At 47.1% G+C, this 16,779-nt stretch carries 17 protein-coding genes; 14 read left to right on the top strand and 3 right to left on the bottom strand.

Annotated elements, in window-relative coordinates:
• Positions 1–91: 91 nt before the first annotated feature.
• The 4 genes from DHAF_RS26855 to ald all read left to right on the top strand — a co-directional run bounded on the left by DHAF_RS26855 (position 92) and on the right by ald (position 3,435).
• Positions 92–535: a hypothetical protein gene (locus DHAF_RS26855; protein WP_476580415.1), complete on the top strand. Its 444-nt coding sequence runs from the start codon at positions 92–94 to the stop codon at positions 533–535.
• Positions 516–1,397, top strand: a complete 882-nt coding sequence (sucD, locus tag DHAF_RS10275; protein WP_005814068.1) for a succinate--CoA ligase subunit alpha — start codon at positions 516–518, stop codon at positions 1,395–1,397. The genes DHAF_RS26855 and sucD overlap by 20 nt, the downstream gene beginning before the upstream one ends.
• A 25-nt stretch (positions 1,398–1,422) precedes the next feature.
• Positions 1,423–2,181, top strand: a complete 759-nt coding sequence (locus tag DHAF_RS10280; RefSeq protein ID WP_015943821.1) for a FadR/GntR family transcriptional regulator — start codon at positions 1,423–1,425, stop codon at positions 2,179–2,181.
• A 138-nt stretch (positions 2,182–2,319) separates the two neighbouring features.
• Positions 2,320–3,435, top strand: a complete 1,116-nt coding sequence (ald, locus tag DHAF_RS10285; RefSeq protein WP_011459459.1) for an alanine dehydrogenase — start codon at positions 2,320–2,322, stop codon at positions 3,433–3,435.
• Positions 3,436–3,598: 163 nt separating this feature from the next.
• Here ald and DHAF_RS10290 read toward each other — a convergent pair whose 3' ends face one another.
• A complete protein-coding gene (locus DHAF_RS10290; protein WP_005814073.1) occupies positions 3,599–4,645 on the bottom strand; it encodes an MtaA/CmuA family methyltransferase in 1,047 nt (348 codons plus the stop codon).
• Between the two features lie 51 nt (positions 4,646–4,696).
• A complete protein-coding gene (locus tag DHAF_RS10295) occupies positions 4,697–5,929 on the bottom strand; it encodes a PucR family transcriptional regulator (RefSeq protein ID WP_041272076.1) in 1,233 nt (410 codons plus the stop codon).
• A 286-nt stretch (positions 5,930–6,215) separates the two neighbouring features.
• Here DHAF_RS10295 and DHAF_RS10300 point away from each other — a divergent pair, with 286 nt between their 5' ends.
• The 10 genes from DHAF_RS10300 to DHAF_RS10345 all read left to right on the top strand — a co-directional run bounded on the left by DHAF_RS10300 (position 6,216) and on the right by DHAF_RS10345 (position 16,056).
• Positions 6,216–7,232 (top strand): phosphotransferase, encoded by a 1,017-nt coding sequence (locus tag DHAF_RS10300; protein WP_015943823.1) that lies wholly within the window; start codon positions 6,216–6,218, stop codon positions 7,230–7,232.
• A 12-nt stretch (positions 7,233–7,244) separates the two neighbouring features.
• Positions 7,245–8,558 carry a phosphopyruvate hydratase gene (gene eno / locus DHAF_RS10305; RefSeq protein WP_015943824.1) on the top strand — a complete coding sequence of 438 codons (1,314 nt, stop codon included), beginning with the start codon at positions 7,245–7,247 and terminating at the stop codon, positions 8,556–8,558.
• 20 nt (positions 8,559–8,578) lie between these two features.
• Positions 8,579–9,355, top strand: coding sequence for an HpcH/HpaI aldolase family protein (locus tag DHAF_RS10310; protein ID WP_011459462.1), 777 nt, complete (start codon positions 8,579–8,581; stop codon positions 9,353–9,355).
• Between the two features lie 37 nt (positions 9,356–9,392).
• The gene (locus tag DHAF_RS10315) at positions 9,393–9,902 is read left to right on the top strand and encodes a tripartite tricarboxylate transporter TctB family protein (RefSeq protein ID WP_011459463.1); all 510 of its coding nucleotides are present in this window, start codon (positions 9,393–9,395) and stop codon (positions 9,900–9,902) included.
• Between the two features lie 39 nt (positions 9,903–9,941).
• Entirely contained in the window at positions 9,942–11,411 is a 1,470-nt protein-coding gene (locus tag DHAF_RS10320; protein ID WP_420794934.1) for a tripartite tricarboxylate transporter permease, read from the top strand.
• Positions 11,412–11,435: 24 nt separating this feature from the next.
• Positions 11,436–12,158, top strand: coding sequence for a 4Fe-4S binding protein (locus DHAF_RS10325; RefSeq protein ID WP_011459465.1), 723 nt, complete (start codon positions 11,436–11,438; stop codon positions 12,156–12,158).
• Positions 12,159–12,160: 2 nt separating this feature from the next.
• Positions 12,161–12,799: a hypothetical protein gene (locus tag DHAF_RS10330; RefSeq protein WP_005814087.1), complete on the top strand. Its 639-nt coding sequence runs from the start codon at positions 12,161–12,163 to the stop codon at positions 12,797–12,799.
• A 36-nt stretch (positions 12,800–12,835) separates the two neighbouring features.
• The gene (locus DHAF_RS10335) at positions 12,836–13,861 is read left to right on the top strand and encodes a tripartite tricarboxylate transporter substrate binding protein (protein ID WP_015943826.1); all 1,026 of its coding nucleotides are present in this window, start codon (positions 12,836–12,838) and stop codon (positions 13,859–13,861) included.
• A gap of 89 nt (positions 13,862–13,950) precedes the next feature.
• Positions 13,951–14,940, top strand: a complete 990-nt coding sequence (locus DHAF_RS10340; protein WP_041271954.1) for a D-2-hydroxyacid dehydrogenase — start codon at positions 13,951–13,953, stop codon at positions 14,938–14,940.
• Between the two features lie 66 nt (positions 14,941–15,006).
• Positions 15,007–16,056 carry an AbrB family transcriptional regulator gene (locus DHAF_RS10345; protein WP_015943828.1) on the top strand — a complete coding sequence of 350 codons (1,050 nt, stop codon included), beginning with the start codon at positions 15,007–15,009 and terminating at the stop codon, positions 16,054–16,056.
• Here the strand turns inward: DHAF_RS10345 and DHAF_RS10350 are convergent.
• On the bottom strand, positions 16,019–16,747 hold the full coding sequence (locus DHAF_RS10350; protein WP_015943829.1) for a class I SAM-dependent methyltransferase: 729 nt from the start codon (positions 16,745–16,747) through the stop codon (positions 16,019–16,021). The genes DHAF_RS10345 and DHAF_RS10350 overlap by 38 nt on opposite strands.
• Between the last annotated feature and the right edge of the window lie 32 nt (positions 16,748–16,779).

Here is a 16,779-nt window from a genome sequence, read left to right on the forward strand (position 1 = left end):
AGCTTCTTTCCGCAGTGAAATCATCAGGAATGCTTCCCGCCCGGAGATCAATCCACTGGAAAAGAGGGCCGGGGATTTAAATGTGACTTATGTGAGCATTGAGGAAGGGGGAGATATCGGAATTATCGCCGGGGGAGCCGGGCTATCCATGGCGACCATGGATGCGGTCTATGGGATCGGGGCCAAGCCGGCCGCTTTCATCGATCTTGGCGGCGGGATATCCCGGGAAAGAATGAAAGAAAGCCTGCTTTTGATGACGGAGACCCCGAATCTGCGGGGGATCATCATCAATGTATTCGGCGGGATCAATAATTGCCTGACCATGGCCGCGGGGCTGGCGGATTTTCTGGATGAAAAGCCAACCGATGTTAAAATTGTTGTCAAAATGCGGGGACATGAACAGGAAGAAGGCTGGCGGATCTTGGAGCGGTATGGTATTCCGACGGTTAAATTCGAGACGACTGATGTAGCAATCAGGCTGTTAATGCAAGTGTTGGCGAAGGAGGTGACGGCCGGTGGGACTCATCATCAATAAGGATACCCATGTTATCGTCCAGGGGGGGACCGGGAAGCAGGGTTCCTATCACGTAAAAGCCATGCTGGAGTATGGCACTAAAGTGGTAGCGGGGGTAACCCCCGGCAGAGGGGGGAATCAGGTCGGGGGTCTTCCCGTTTATGATACGGTCCGAGAGGCCAAAGAAAGGCATAAAATTGACGCCAGCCTGATTATGGTACCGGCTCCCTTTGTATTAAGCGCGGCAATCGAAGCAATCGACGCGGGAGTGCCGCTGATCGTTATCGTAACGGAGCATATACCCGTTAAAGATACCATGAAGATAAATGCTCTGGCCCAGGAAAAGGGGTGCAGGCTGCTGGGGCCCAATACCATCGGCGTCATTAATTGCCGGGAAAAAGTAAAAATAGGGATTATGCCCGGTTTCCTTTACGGTTCCGGGAGGATTGGACTCATATCCCGCAGCGGGACGTTGAGCCATGAGACCGCTTCCAATCTGATGTTCAAAGGGTTAGGGGTAAGCACGGTGATTGGCATTGGCGGGGACCAGATTATTGGCACCGACTTTGTCGACGCTTTAAAAGACTTTAAAGAGGATCAAGATACGGAAGCCGTCGTGATGTTGGGGGAAATCGGCGGCAACCGTGAGGAGAAAGCAGCGGAATACCTGCAAAGCTGTGATTATGGAAAACCGGTCTTCTGCTTTATTGCTGGCCGTAACGCTCCCCCCGGCAAAAAAATGGGCCATGCGGGTGCGATTATCCAGGGAAGTGCAGGAACAGTCCAAAGCAAAGAGGATAAGCTGAGACAAGCCGGAGTACGAATTGCCGTAAGCCTGGAAGATTTGGTCGAAAGTGTGGCCGGGTGGAGGCAAAAGGATTAACAAAAGGATCAAAGGATCGATTTGTATGTTTATGCCGCTTAAACCTTATGGAAATTTATCTGAAAGCGTCGTCAGTCAAATCATTCAGGCCTTAAACACGGGAAATCTGAAGCCCGGTGATAAGCTTCCTCCCGAAAGGGAAATGTGTGAAATGTTTTCGGTCAGCAGGACGGTTATCCGTGACGCCTTAAAGACCCTTGCCGGTCTTGGCGTAGTAACGATCAGGCACGGGATGGGTGCTTTCATCAATGAAGTGGCGGATAAACCGGGCGATATCAGCAGGTTGGCATCATTGCTGCAAATAACCTGGGGAACCATGGAAGAGCTGTTCCAGGTCCGGGGCATATTGGAAAGCAAGGCAGTCTTTTGGTGCACGCAAAATGCCACGGATGAGGGTATCGCTGAGCTTGAGGATATCATCCGGAGTGCTGAAAATTCGGAGAATGACTCGAAATTGGCCCTATTCGATGCCGAGTTCCATCTTAAGATTTGTGAAGTTGCCGGAAACCGTGTCCTGGTCCGGCTCATGATTAATGTTCTGGATCTTTTGGGTGAGGTCCGGGAAAAAGTCCTGATGATACCGGGGCGACAGCGTCTATCGGTGCGCGATCACCAGGAAATTGTGGAGGCGATCCGGGAGCGCAATCCCGAATTAGCCTGTCAACGAATGATTAACCACCTAAAAGACATCGAAAACGCTGTGAGCGCTGCCCTGTCGGAAAGGGGGGAGAACAATCAAAACGTACCCGGTTGCCCAAATTATAAACGGCTGCCTTTAAGGTAAAGGAGAGTACCGCAGGACTATTGGATCTAGTTTTGCCGTACTCTCTTTGTTTCTATTTACAATTTTTCTTCTATTATATATGATTAGATTGTTGTGTTATTTCTTATAGAAAAGAAACTGGATAAAAAGGTGAGTAAAATGATTATTGGCATACCAAAAGAAATTAAAATCTATGAAAATCGGGTAGGCATGCCTCCCGCCGGTGTTGACGCTCTGGTTAAGGCCGGTCACACATGTTATCTGGAGCAATCGGCGGGTTTAGGCAGTGGTTTTACAGATGAGGAATATCGAGAGGCCGGCGCCGTTATTCTTGAGACCGCCCAGGAAGTCTATGAACGGGCGGAGATGATCGTTAAAGTCAAGGAACCTTTAAAATCTGAGTACTCTCTTCTAAGGGAGAATCAAATTCTCTTCACTTATCTTCATTTGGCACCGAATCAGGAATTGACAGAAGCCCTTTTGGAAGCGAAGGTCGTCGGCATAGCATATGAAACAGTGGAGCTTTCGAATAAATCCTTGCCGCTGCTGGCACCGATGAGTGAAGTAGCGGGCCGCATGGCCATTCAAGTAGGGGCTCACTTGCTGGAAAAGACCAATGGCGGCAGAGGAATGCTTTTGGGCGGCGTCTCAGGGGTGGAGCCGGCTAAGGTCGTGATCATCGGCGGTGGAAATGTGGGCATTAATGCTGTGAAGATCGCCGTAGGATTAGGTGCTCAGGTTATCGTGCTGGATATCAGCGGCGCCAGACTGGCCTATCTGGATGATATTTTTGGCGGCCGGGTGGTCACCTTGATGTCCAATAATTATAATATCGCTAAAGCGGTCAGGAGAGCGGATTTAGTCATTGGCGCCGTTTTGATTCCCGGGGCCAGGACCCCTAAGGTAGTCACGGAAGAGATGGTCAAAACCATGAAACCCGGTGCGGTACTGGTGGATGTGGCCATCGATCAGGGGGGAGCCATTGAGAGCATGGATCGGGTTACCTCCCTTGATGATCCCTATTTCGTTAAGCATGGCGTGATTCACTATTCAGTAGGCAATATGCCGGGGGCAGTGCCCCGGACCTCCACCATGGCTTTAACCAATGCCACCTTGCCCTATGTATTGAAAATTGCCAGTTTGGGTGCTGAAAAAGCTATGATGGAAGATGAAGCCCTAAGAAAAGGGCTGAATGTCTACAAAGGAAAGCTGACGATTAAGACGGTTGCCGAGGCTCAAGGCCTGGAGCATACTCCCAGTGAAGAGCTATTTTAGACTTAAGACGAGTTGGCGCTATCCTTTAAGAATATCCTTAAAATTATCTTTAAGAGTTTAAGGTGACCTGCAATAAGAAAAGGACCTGTGGAAACCCTTGCGGAGAAGGGGCTTTCTACAGGTCTTTTTGAGTTTGTTTCACTTCGTTGACTATCGTTCATGGCTAAGACTTTGTTTTGCCAAGGGATGATAAGGGAGCGCGGTGTATGGAATTAACCAGTTCGAGTAAATTGGCATTGGGCACCTTAAAGGGAATGGCACATTCCGGCGAAATGAGCTTTATCCCCTGTTCGATGTTCCTCCTCACTTCCTTTTTGACGTCACTGGTTGAACCGTTCGTAAGGGTATAGGGATTATTGATGCTGCCGGTAAGCAAAATGTTGTCAGAGCAGATCTCTACGGCTTTTTGGATATCGTTGCGGGAATCAATATGGAAGATTTTAAAGCCTGTCTTTTTGATTAAGTCCAAACGATCCATGACATTGCCGCAGATATGCAAGATAATCGGTCCCCGGTTTTCAAGTTTAGCTGCGGCAATTTTATGGATTGGCAAGACGAACTCCTCATACAACTTGGCGCTTATCAGGTCGGAAGTAACATGATCCGCCCAGGTGATCATATCGGCACCCGCTTCAAATTGAGCTTTGGCGAACTCGATGGGAATACTGGACAATTCATTGATGAAATTAAAGGTCCGTTTGGGTTCAAGTATGGTATCGAGCAATAGGTTTTCCGCTCCATAAAGATTATAAGCAAGGCTCCAGGGGCCAACAACTTTACCAATGATCCCGACTTCTCCGCCTGATTGCTTTTTTAACAAGCGGATAGCCTTGAGAAGTTGTTTGCATAAGGGACGATTCAGAAAATTGGCAGGGGGTTCAAACTGTTCTACCCGATCGAAAGGGCGTTTAGTTATGACCGGCATAACGGTGCCGTCCCCCCAAGATATAGTACAGCCCAGCACCTCAGCCTCAAGATGTACCGAAAAATAAGGCATTACCGTATCAAAACCCAATACATGGTGAGCGGATGCGGCAAGATCTGCCATGCTTTGGGCATCAAAGTGTGCCTTGGGAAAAAATGAATTGGTCAGTCGCATACACTCAAAGTTTGCCACTGATGTAGGGCAGATTGCCGGAAAAAAGTCCAGATCATGATCATAAATAGCTGCCATTACCCGTTCTTTGGGGGTCATGTCTCCTAATGACATAAAATCGCTCCAGTCTGCTGTACTGCCAGCACGAAACAGTAAACTCCATTGTTACGGTTCATTGATCATCAGGTTATTTTGCTGCCTTAGATAAACAATCAGTAATTTTAAAATTAAGGCATCCTGAAAAGAGTTGGCAGGATCAAGTCCTGTTAAAGAATTGAGTTTGGCGATTCTGTTGTTGAGAGTATTGCGATGAACCATAATATCATGGGCCGCCCGGTTAAGATTCATGCAAGAGTCGATAAACGCTTCGCAGGACTCAAGAAGGTTATGTTCCAGAACCCCTTCGGAGTTGGTCAGGCGCTTTATCAAAGGGATAAAGACCTTATTGACAACTTGGGGGTGCAAAAAGCGGCAAATAATATCGGTTATGATGCTGTCAACATTATAAAAATTCTTATCGGGGTATTCTATTTTACCGATGGAGATGATTTCCTTGGCTTCCTCGTAGCTGCAGCGAAGCTTGGAGATAGTGTTGTAAAGGTTACCATAGGCGATCTTGAAATCCAATAAATAAGCCCCCGATAATTCCTCGCATAGACTCTCGCAAATTTTGTCCAGGGCCAGATAAACTTTGGAAATGTCATGATTGTTGATAAAGGATTTTACGATGACAATTTTATTTTCGCCCCGATAGGCACAGATATCTTGTGTATTAAAGTATTTATTGGCTTCAACTATAGAAATGATCTTTGAACGGGCATCTTCAATAATAGGCTGATAGCCAAGGTTAAGGTTGATATTAAAATATTGATTGGTTTGAAAAACCATTTCAATGCAGATGATTGACCTCAGTAAAGTGCCATCCAGCTCAGCGGTTTGGAACAGGGCAAGAGTTTTCTGGTGATTATAGGGTTGGGCCAGTAAAGAATCCACCAGCATACTGTGCCGGGAACCTTCGGATACCTTAAGTATATCCGGCAATGGCCTGTCCGGGTTGGCAACCAGCAACTCCCCGACAGCTATGGCGGCTGTTTGGCAGCAGAGTGAAACTGCGGCAACTTTTTCGCTTTTGGCAGCTATATAGCAATAGAACATGTCGTTTTGCATAACGGAGACACAGTATAGAAAATCCTGAGCAACCCCTAGTTCTTTTGCCCCGCCTTCTATGACACGATTAAGGTTGGCATGAGGATGGGAACGAAACAGCTTGCTGCCAAGAAGAGAGCCGTCCGAGCTGATCACTACAGTACCGTTACGATCCAGCATGTAAGCAGTAGCTTCAAAAAAAGAACTGTATTTTTGAATTGTCTCTTCCAAAACGTACCAGAGGATGTCCAAACAATCACCGCCAAATGTTTCCTGCTGATCTTGAGTATAAGAAAGATAAACTGAAATTGCAATATTTCGTTTATTTTTATCTTCATAATTAGAATAAATTGACATGTTTAACTTGGCAATTATTTTATCTTGTGCAATATGCACATTTATTTCGAAAATTTCTGATAAAAATAACAATTATGTCTTCCATAAGCCCTGTACGTAAACGACTTCACAAAGGTATAATGATTGACAAGATGAGGTAATCAATGAGGAATATACATAGAAATGGTGGTTTTAAGGGCTTATGTATGATATTTCGAAGGAAAGAGAACTGCTCGATTATTTGCAAAAAAATGGACTGATTGAGGGAAAGGACTACACGGTCAGATACTTTAACAATGGAGTTTCCGCCACGGTGGCCATGATTGAAAATGACAAAAAGAGCATTATTGCCAAACAGGCCTTGGCAAAGCTCAATGTAGCGGCGGATTGGGCTTGTGACCAAAGCCGTATGCTGGTTGAACAAAAGGCGCTTACTACCTACTCTAAGATCATTAAAGAGTATGTGCCGGCGCCAATTTTCTATGATGAAGAAAACTATATCATGGTGCGTGAGGCCGCACCGAGAAGCAGCTCCATGTGGAAAGAGCAATTACTAAAAGGAGTGTTGGATTTCTCAGTTGCTGAAAAGGCGGCCCAAGCTTTATCCGCTATCCATAACAGAACTGCCGGTGACCAACAGGTGGCCGAAGAGTTTAAAGAAATTAAGTTCTTTTACGATTTAAGAATCGAACCTTATATAGAAACCGTTGTTAAAGTTCATCCCCAGCTCAAAGAGCATGCGGATAGAATCGTGGATCGACTTATGAATCAAAAAATTGCCTTAGTTCACGGAGATTATAGTCCCAAAAATATACTTGTCGATCAGGACCGCTTATATGTACTGGATCTCGAGGTTTCCCATTACGGTAATCCTGCGTTTGATCTTGCTTTCTTCACAAACCATTTCGTACTTAAAGCTGTAAAAAACAGCCGGTGGTATAACGCCTATCTAACTATGCTGGATTTCATTGCTCAAAGCTATCTTAAAGCGATTGAATTTGCGGATGCTAAGAAATTTGAACATGAGGCAGTACAAATCCTGGCTTACCACATGCTTGCCCGCATAGATGGCAAATCCCCTGCCGAGTACATTACCGACAGCTTGGATAAGGACATAGTCAGGGCGGTTGCCTTTAAAATCATCGAGCAGGACAGTTCCTGTTACGACGATGTTATGAGTGAACTTGCCGCTGTATTAAGAAAGTCTAAGAAATATTAGGAGGCTGACAGAATGGAAGGGTTTAAGATCAAAAGCGTTAAGGCACGTCAGGTTTTCGATTCCCGGGCTAATCCGACTGTAGAAGTTGATATAACCCTAAAGGATGAAACAGTCGGACGTGGCATCGTCCCCTCCGGCGCCTCGACAGGTCTCTTTGAAGCGGTGGAATTAAGAGACGGTGAGGAAACCTTCGACGGTAAAGGTGTAAGCAAGGCTATCCATCATGTTAATGAACAGCTGGCACCGCTGCTTCTGGATATAGATGTTCGCGACCAAAAAGCCATTGACAGCAGGCTGATAGAAATTGATGGGACCCCTAACAAATCCCGCCTGGGTGCCAATGCGATTCTGGGATGTTCTATGGCTGCTTGCTGGGCAGGTGCTAATTATTATAAAGTACCTCTTTACAGATATCTGGGAGGTTCGGCGGCGAATAAGCTGCCCGTGCCCATGGTTCAGATTATAGGTGGAGGCGCACATGCCGACAACGCCATAGATATTCAGGATTTTCTGGTCATCCCAACCAGTGCCCCAACCTTTAGTGAGGGCTATGAGATGGTGGTCAATGTCTATAACGCCGCTAAGATGATCTTTAAGGGGGCCGGCAAACCTGTCTCTATAGCTGATGAAGGTGGTTTATGGCCTACGGGGTTCCAATCAAACGAAGAAGGATTAAAACTCCTCTGTGAAAGTATCGAATTGGCCGGGTATACGCCGGGTCAGGATCTGGGGATAGCATTAGATATAGCCTCCAGTGAATTTTATGATCCAGAGCGGGGCACCTACCGTCTTGAGCTGGAAGAGAAAACTCTGACCAAGGAAGAGATGGTGGGCATGCTCTCTGATTGGGTGGATAAATACCCCATCATTTCCATAGAAGATGGAATGAGCGAGCTGGACTGGGAGGGCAACCTTCTTTTAACGCAAAAACTGGGCAAAAAAATTCAATTAATCGGGGACGACTTGTTCACAACCAATATAGAGCGCATTAGAAAAGGCGTTGAGATGAAGGTTGACAATGCCGTTCTGATCAAAATGAACCAAATCGGAACGATTACGGAAACCATCGAAACCATCGAATTTACACAAAACCATGGTTATTTACCGGTTGTATCGGCCAGAAGCGGAGAAACGGAGGATTGCACCATCGTTCATCTTGCCATTGCCACCAATGCCGGACAGCTGAAAGTAGGGTCGGCAGCCCGCAGTGAGAGAACAGCTAAGTGGAATGAAGTGTTGCGCATCGAGGAGGCTTTAGGGTCTTCGGCAAGATATCCATCGAAAGGGGTGTTTGCAGCAGCCGGTATCCAATTTAACCAATATTAAAATAATGGGGGCAAAACGGAATGTTTTTAAAGAAAAAATTAAGCGCTGGGAAATCCGTGGTGGGAACCATGCTCAATCTTGTTTACAACCCTGATATCGTCCGCATCTACGCCGAAGCCGGTCTCGATTATTTCATTGTCGATTGCGAGCACGCGGCCTATACATTTCGCGAAATAAATCACTTGGTTTCTGTGGCGAAGAACGCCGGGGTCTCTGTATTGGTCAGGATTCCTCAGGTAGATCGGGCCCATGTGCAGAGGTTATTGGACATTGGCGCAGAGGGTTTTATGATTCCAGGTGTCCAATCGGCTGAGACGATGAGAGAGACCGTCCGTCTGGCCAAATACCCTCCCCTGGGAGAAAGAGGAGTAGGCGGCAGTATTGTCACGGATTTCAAACCTGTTAACTGGGCGGAATGGGTACAGGAGCGCAATGATGAAATCTTCATTATGGCCCAGATTGAGCATGTCAAGGCAGTGGAGGATATAGACAGCATCCTCGCTGTCCAGGGAGTGGATGCCGTAATTTTTGGCCCGCGGGATCTTTCCAATGATCTGGGAATCATCGGGCAAACCGAACATCCTAAGGTTTACGAGTGCTATGAAAAGGTCTATAGGGCCGCCGACCGGCAAGGAGTTGTCAAAGGCTTTTTCACTGCGGCAGATGCTGCCAAAATGGGCTGGGCTGTGGAGCGGGGAGCACAGATGCTGCTGTGGTCGGGGGATGTTGCCGCTCTGCAGACCTATACCGCCAAGGGAGTGAAAACGATTAAAGAGCTTCCTGGTTTCAACCCCTGAGTGAAGCCTGGAAAGCTCAAAATCTAAGGGAAAGAAGGTGGCTTTTATTCAACAGGCAGAGGAAAAAAAAGGAAGCAGGAAAAATGGTGAGATTATTACCGTTATTATCTTAGCCCTTATGGCGTTATTCATCATTTACAACTCCCTTCAGTTGGAATATAGCAGCAATTTCGGCCCTGGCCCCGGCTTTATGCCTTTCTGGATCGGCATGGCCATGCTGCTCTGCTGTGCAATTATTGCTTGGAATATCTATAAGAAATATTTCAAACTTCAAGCTGAGAATGATGAGAAGCTCTTTAGAGCCAGTCAGATGTCCCGAGTCTTTTTAATGATCTTGTTGATTATTGTCGTAGGTATTTTGTTCCCGATGGTGGGCGCCATACCGGTGATGGCTGTTTATATGGTCTATGTTTTGCGTTTTATGGGAAAACACACCTGGAAGAAATCAATACTGATTACCATCGGTTTCCTTGCCGCAGTCTATTTGCTTTTTGAGAAATTCCTGAATGTGCCGTTACCGCTGGGGATTTTCTCATTTTTAGAATAGAAGGGAGTGATACTTTTGGAGAATATAAGCAATTTGTTAATGGGTTTTCAGCTGGCACTCTCTTTCACTAATATTATGGTATGTCTGCTTGGTATAGTTGTGGGAGTTATCATTGGTGCCTTACCGGGTTTCGGCCCCGCGGCCGGTGTTGCCATCTTACTGCCGATGACCTTTGGCATGCCCCCCAGTACGGCAATGATCATGCTCTGTGGAATATATTTCGGAGCTATGTTCGGGGGGGCGATCAGTGCCATTCTTATCAATACCCCCGGAGATTCTGCAGCGGTGATGACCTCTCTGGACGGCTATCCCCTGGCCCAACAGGGAAAGGCCGGACCTGCCCTGGGGATGTCAACCATTGCCTCCTTTATAGGCGGGACCGTTGGAGTGATCGCCCTTACCCTGATAGCGCCGATCATTGCTAAGTTTGCCGTCTCATTCGGTCCTCCGGAATACTTTGGTCTGATGGTCCTGGGACTGACCACCTTAGCCGGTATGACGGGAAAGGATGCGACGAAGGGATTTATGATGGCTCTCCTCGGTCTCTTTCTTTCGGTAATCGGTGCCGATATTATGACCGGTCAGCAGCGTTTTGTCTTTGGCATCCCTTCCTTGTGGGTTGGTATAGATTTTATCCCGGTGGTTATGGGGTTATTCGGTTTATCGGAAGTTTTAATTAACTGTGAGGAAGATATTAAGATTACTATGCAAAAGATGAAACTTACCCTGCGCAATATCTTACCTTCCAAGCAGGACATGAAGGATTCTGTAGGGGCTTTAAGCCGCGGTTCCATACTGGGTTTCTTTATTGGGGTTCTGCCGGGGGCAGGCGCCACCATTGCCTCGTTTATCTCTTACAGTACGGCGAAAAAGATCTCCAAGCATCCTGAAAAGTTCGGCAAAGGCGCTATCGAAGGAGTTGCCGCTCCTGAATCGGCCAATAATGCGGCCGCCTCGGGTGCTATGGTTCCTTTGCTCACTCTTGGGCTACCGGGTTCAGGGACAACGGCAGTTATGCTGGGAGCATTATTAATGCTGGGACTGAACCCCGGTCCCCTCTTGTTCAGAGATAATCCTGAATTTGTCTTTACCATTATCGCTTCCTTATATTTCGCCAATATCATGCTGGTCATTCTTAATCTTGTCGGCATCCCTGCCTTTACCAGCGTCCTGAAGGTTCCTTATTCCATTTTGATGCCTTGTATCGTCATCTTTTTGATTCTTGGAGTTTACAGCCTCGAGTTTACCATGATTAACGTCTGGATCATGATTTTCTTCGGCATCGTCGGCTACTTCATGAAGAAGATGGATTATCCGGGAGCACCCTTGGTTCTGGCCTTAGTATTAGGTCCTATCACAGAACAGTCTTTACGGAGATCTTTGGCCCTTTCCCATGGTGACTTCGGTGTATTTTTCACAAGCCCGATCAGCTGCACCTTGATTATCATCAGTATCCTGGTCGTTATTTGGCCTTTAATTAAAGGAAGATGTATAAAGAAAAAAGCTTAGAGCAAGCAATGAAGGAGCGATAACATGAAAATTGATGTTAATAAATGTATCGGATGCGGACTATGCGCACCTTATTGCCCAATGGGTGTTCTATACAAAGACGGCGAAACAATGTCCATTGATCATGACGAATGTGTGGAGTGTGGTATCTGCCTCAATTGTGCCAAATGCCCTAAAGGCGCCTTCTATCAGGATGAGCTTTCCTGGCCGCGGATCCTGAGGGCAGAATTCAGCAATCCTTTGGTGCCCCACGCCTCCACCGGTATTACCGGCCGTGGGACTGAGGAAATGAAATCCAATGACGTTACGGGCAGATTTAAGCCGGGAATGTTTGGCCTGGGTATCGAGCTGGGCAGACCGGGTATCGGAACCAGACTGACTGAAGTGGAAAAGGTGTCCATGGCTTTGGCCGAATATGCAGAAGAGTTCGAGCCGGTGAATCCTGTGACACAGCTAATGGTTGATACCCAAACCGGTAAATTCCGTGACGATGCTCTAGGAGAAAAAGTTTTATCCGCTATTGTCGAATTTACTGCCCCACTTGAAGCTCTGCCTAAAGTTCTGGAGAGGCTCAGGAAGCTGGCAGATGAAGTCGATACCGTGTTCAGTGTCTCACTGATTTCTATTCTTGATGAAAACGGCAAGTCTCCTGTAGAGGACATAGCTAAGCAATGCGGATTTCCAGTAGCTGACAGAACGAAGATTAACGTAGGATTGGGGAGAATTCCCGCTAAAGGAGGAAACTGATCATGACACATACTTTGCATAGATTGGGTACTGAAGAAGAGAGACAACAGGATTTTGTGGTCCTGATTATGCCTTCCAAGTGTATTAATGTGGAGGGTTCCGGCCCCAAGGTTAAGATTTTTTTGGAAAAGGCTTCAAATGTTGGGGCTGTTAATGTGGGCAGCTTGCGTCTGGGGCATATCTACAGGCACACCTTGGCGGAATTGCTGGAGAAGATTCAGGATAGAAACTCTACCTGTACAGCTACCTTTAATTCCCGGGAAAGTGTTGCTGCTTTCCTGAAGGAGCTGAAAGAAGCAGACCTTGGCATATCAATCGTAGTGTGTGGTGTCGATGGAGAGACCAGAGATATTTGCGAAGAGGTGGGCTTAAAGCCTCATACGGTTAACCATTCACTGGGCGTTTGGGGTAAAACAGATAAATTGCCTGATGGCAGGCATCTTATGCTCAGCATGATGTGCGGTCATGGTATGGTATCTTTCAATTTGGTAAAAAAAGCTGTTGAGGATGTCAAAAAGGGCAAGGATCCTGTTAAGGCGGCCAAATTCCTGGCACAACCCTGTCATTGTGCACTTTATAATGTGCCTCTGGCCGCTAAAGTTCTGAAGGAATTGGCTGAAGAAGAACTGCAGAATTCTTAATGCCCATTTGAATAGATAAAAAAAGGAGGTTCTACATTGAAAAAGAGTAAGAAGGCTATCAGTGTGTTTCTTTGCTTGGTTCTGGTGATGGTTGCCTTGGCAGGCTGCGGCAATTCTTCCGCTCCGGCAGCCTCAGATCCTGCCAAAGAGACAGAGGGCTGGGTTCCGACTAAGAATGTCACCATCGTGGTTCAAGCCGGTGCCGGTGGGGGCAGCGATATCTTTGCCCGAAAATTTGCCGAAATTGCCACTGCTAAAGGACTGAGTCCCAAACCTATCGTTGTGGAAAACAGACCGGGGGGAGGCGGCGCTGTTGCTTATAATTATGTAGGCAAACAACAGCATGGCGATCCTCATTATCTTACGATTGTGGTCACACCTTTCCTTACCACACCTTTACAAGGTATGGCTGAAGTAGACTACACAAAATTCGAAGCGATTGCCCGCATGGGTGTTGACAACTCCAACGGTTTACTGGTACCGGCCAAATCGCAATTTAATACCATTGAAGAGTTTATCGATTATGCTAAAGCCAATCCGCTGAAACTAAACCTTGGTGGAGGAAACATCGGTTCTGCTGACAGCATCATGACTCAAGTCCTGGAAGAGGGCACAGGTATCAAGCTCAATTATGTCGCTTTCGGTGGCGGCGGTGAGACAGTAACAGCAGCTTTAGGCGGTCATGTTGATGCTATCTGGGGTAACCTGGCTGAGACTAAGGATTATGTGGATAACGGGGATCTCAAATTACTGGCCACCATCAGCAGCGAGAGACTGTCCCTGACTCCGGATACCCCAACCTTTATTGAAAAAGGCTATCCTGAAGTAGATTACCCCATGTTCAGAGGTTTCGCAGCTCCGGGAGGTATTCCCGAAGAAGCGATAGCTTACTGGGAAGATGTCTGCAAGCAGGTGTATGATTCCCCTGAGTGGCAGGAAGGTTACTTAAAAGCCAATGTTATCAGCCCTGGCTTTATGGGCCGTGCTGAATTCAGCCAGGAGTTGGAAGCACAAAATGAATTCCACGCCAAGGTTCTTAAGGCCCTCGGCCTAATCAAGTAACCCTCGGGCAATAATCTTACAGCCGAAATTTTACAACCCAAAAGGCGTCCTTCGCTGGGCGCCTTTCCACACTGGTTTTGAGGGCGATCATGAATATAAAGAATGGGAGGAGTGCGCCAGTGAATATAGTGGTGCTTGACGGCTATACTTTGAATCCCGGTGATTTATCCTGGCAGGAATTAGAGCGCCTTGGCGACCTAACAGTATACGACAGAACACCGGAAGAATTAATCTATGAACGTGCCAAAGATGCTGAAGTATTATTGACCAATAAGACCCCTTTAAGAGAAAATGTCTTAACGAAGCTGGAGAAATTAAAATATATATCTGTAACGGCCACAGGATACGATATTGTTGATATAAAATATGCATATGACAATAACATATTGGTAACCAATATACCTACCTATGGAACCGCTTCCGTTGCTCAAGCGGTATTTGCCCTTCTGCTGGAAATGTGCAACAATGTCCAAAAACACAATGATCTTGTCAAGGGAGGGGCATGGTCAGAAAGTTTGGATTGGTGTTTTTGGAAATACCCATTAATGGAGTTAGCCAACAAAAAGATGGGTATTATCGGGTTTGGGCGGATAGGCCAACAAACCGCTAAGGTTGCTAATGCTCTGGGTATGGAGGTTTTGGCTTATGATCGGTTTAAACTGGAGAATCTCCCTATTGACTTTAAGTATGTAGAGCTTGACCAATTATTTGCACAAGCAGACGTCATTTCACTTCATTGCCCACTCACACCTGAGAACGCAGGAATTATCAATAAAGACACTATTGCTCAAATGAAAAGGAATGTGATACTAATCAATACCTCCAGGGGAAAACTTGTTGTGGAAGATGATCTTTACGAAGCTCTAAGCACTGGTAGAATTGCAGGCGCCTGCCTGGATGTGCTTGCCGTGGAACCGCCTTCACGGGACAACCCACTGCTAAAGGCTAAGAATTGTATCATTACGCCGCACATATCATGGGCTACCAAGGAAGCCAGGGCCAGAATTATGGCCCTGACCATAGAGAACCTTAAAGCTTATCTGGATAATAAGCCAATCAATAGGATCAAGTTATCGTAGAATTTTGCAGGCCTCACACCGGAAAGAAGAACCGGTGTGAGGCTTGATGTAAAATGAGGAAGAAGAATGTTTTTTTTATCAAAAATGGGCTTGATGGTTGGCCTGGCTGTTGCAGGCTATGGTTTGTTTAAGAAGATCAATTTTCCGGCACCATCTATTATGGGACCGATGATGAGCCTGGGAACATATCAGGTTTTAGGGGGCGGTCTCCCTGAATTCTCCCTGACAGTGGTGAATATATTACAAATCACTATCGGTCTTTCTTTAGGTGCGAGAATCAATGATCAGAAGCTGGCGGATCTGCGTAAGGTGTTACGACCATCTCTGATTATTGCAGCCTGGACTTTGCTGTCAACATTCGGAATGGCTTTGGTTATTTATCAATTCATACCTGATGGGACAACGGCTCTTTTTGCCGCTGCTCCCGGCGGAATCTCGGAAATGACTGTGCTGGCCTTAGTTTATGGGTCCGAGGTGCCCATTGTGTCCACCTATCAGTTTGTGCGTTTAGTGGTTATTATCACTGTGGTACCTTTAAGCGCCCGCTGGCTGCATAGACGTCAACAAAAGAAAGGCATGGCTGCTGATGAAAAGCCTGATCCTCCGGAGCAGCCGCAATGCTCATTAAAAACCAGGCAAATCCTGCCCCTTTACCTGAACGGCATCCTGGGGGGATTGCTCCTTCTGACCTTGAACTTTCCTGGGGGTGGAGTCGTTGGAGCGATGGCCGCGTTAGCTATAACCAATGTGCTGCTTAAAAAGCAGTATATATTTCCGAATAGTGTCATGCAAATGGCTTTAATCGGAATTGGGATGAGCATTGGGCTGGAATTTTCACCGGAGATAATCCGGACGATTCAGGAGATGCTGCTGCCAATTATCGGCTTCTCCTTCTTAATTGTTCTCAGCAATCTTGCCGTCGGCTGGTATATCCGTCACCTGACTCATTGGGATATGATCACATGCCTGTTAGCTTCGGCTCCCGGCGGCCTGAGCCAAATGCTTGCGGCTGCGGAAGAGATGAAGGCCGATCCTGTGACGGTCAGCATACTGCAATTGGTGCGTTTGCTGATCATTATTACCTGCATCCCGCTGCTGGCCCCCTTTTTTGTTTGAAACCCTTGACCCACCTGGCTACCACAAACCCGGGATTTCCGGCTCTTTCCTCTTCCAGAGCCAGAGCCTCGGCCTCCGTCAGAATATGGGGCGGGAAGAAAAGACATTCTCCGATTTCAGCAGGGACACCGAGTTGCCAGGACGCTATCTCCTCTTTGGTATAGAGGGCGGCACGGGCGAAGACGGAAGCAGGCTTCCGTCGTGCTGCTTCCTCATAGTAGTCGCTCCAGGCGCTTTCTCCGGCGATCAGCCCGATCAGCAGGCAGCCTCCAGGATTTAAGCGGCTGAAGAGTTTTTTCAGGACCGTTTCCGGTTCCGGGACGAATTCAAAGGCGGTCATGGAAAAAATCCCATCATAGGTCCCCAGTTGGTCCAGAATTTCGGTAATATCCCCATGCCACCAGTGCACAGGTTTGGCTTGGGGCGTGGTTTCCTGAAGGGTCGCGATTTTCTTTTGGGCCAGAGCCATCATTTTCCCGGAAATATCCACGGCAGTGACTTCGTAGCCTTCCTGAAGGAGCCAGCTTGTATATTGCCCGGTGCCGCAGCCGATCTCCAGAACCTGGGGCCCCGGGGCTTTGAACATGGACTGGGCCAAGCGGCGTTCCACCTGATCTGACAGGGAGCCAAGCTCGGTATCATACCAGGAATCATAATGTGCGGCGACAGGATCGAAAAGTGCTTCATTCATTGCTATCACCCTCTGTTCTAAATATTTATGTG

Source organism: Desulfitobacterium hafniense DCB-2 (assembly GCF_000021925.1).
GTDB classification, from domain to species: Bacteria; Bacillota; Desulfitobacteriia; order Desulfitobacteriales; family Desulfitobacteriaceae; genus Desulfitobacterium; species Desulfitobacterium hafniense.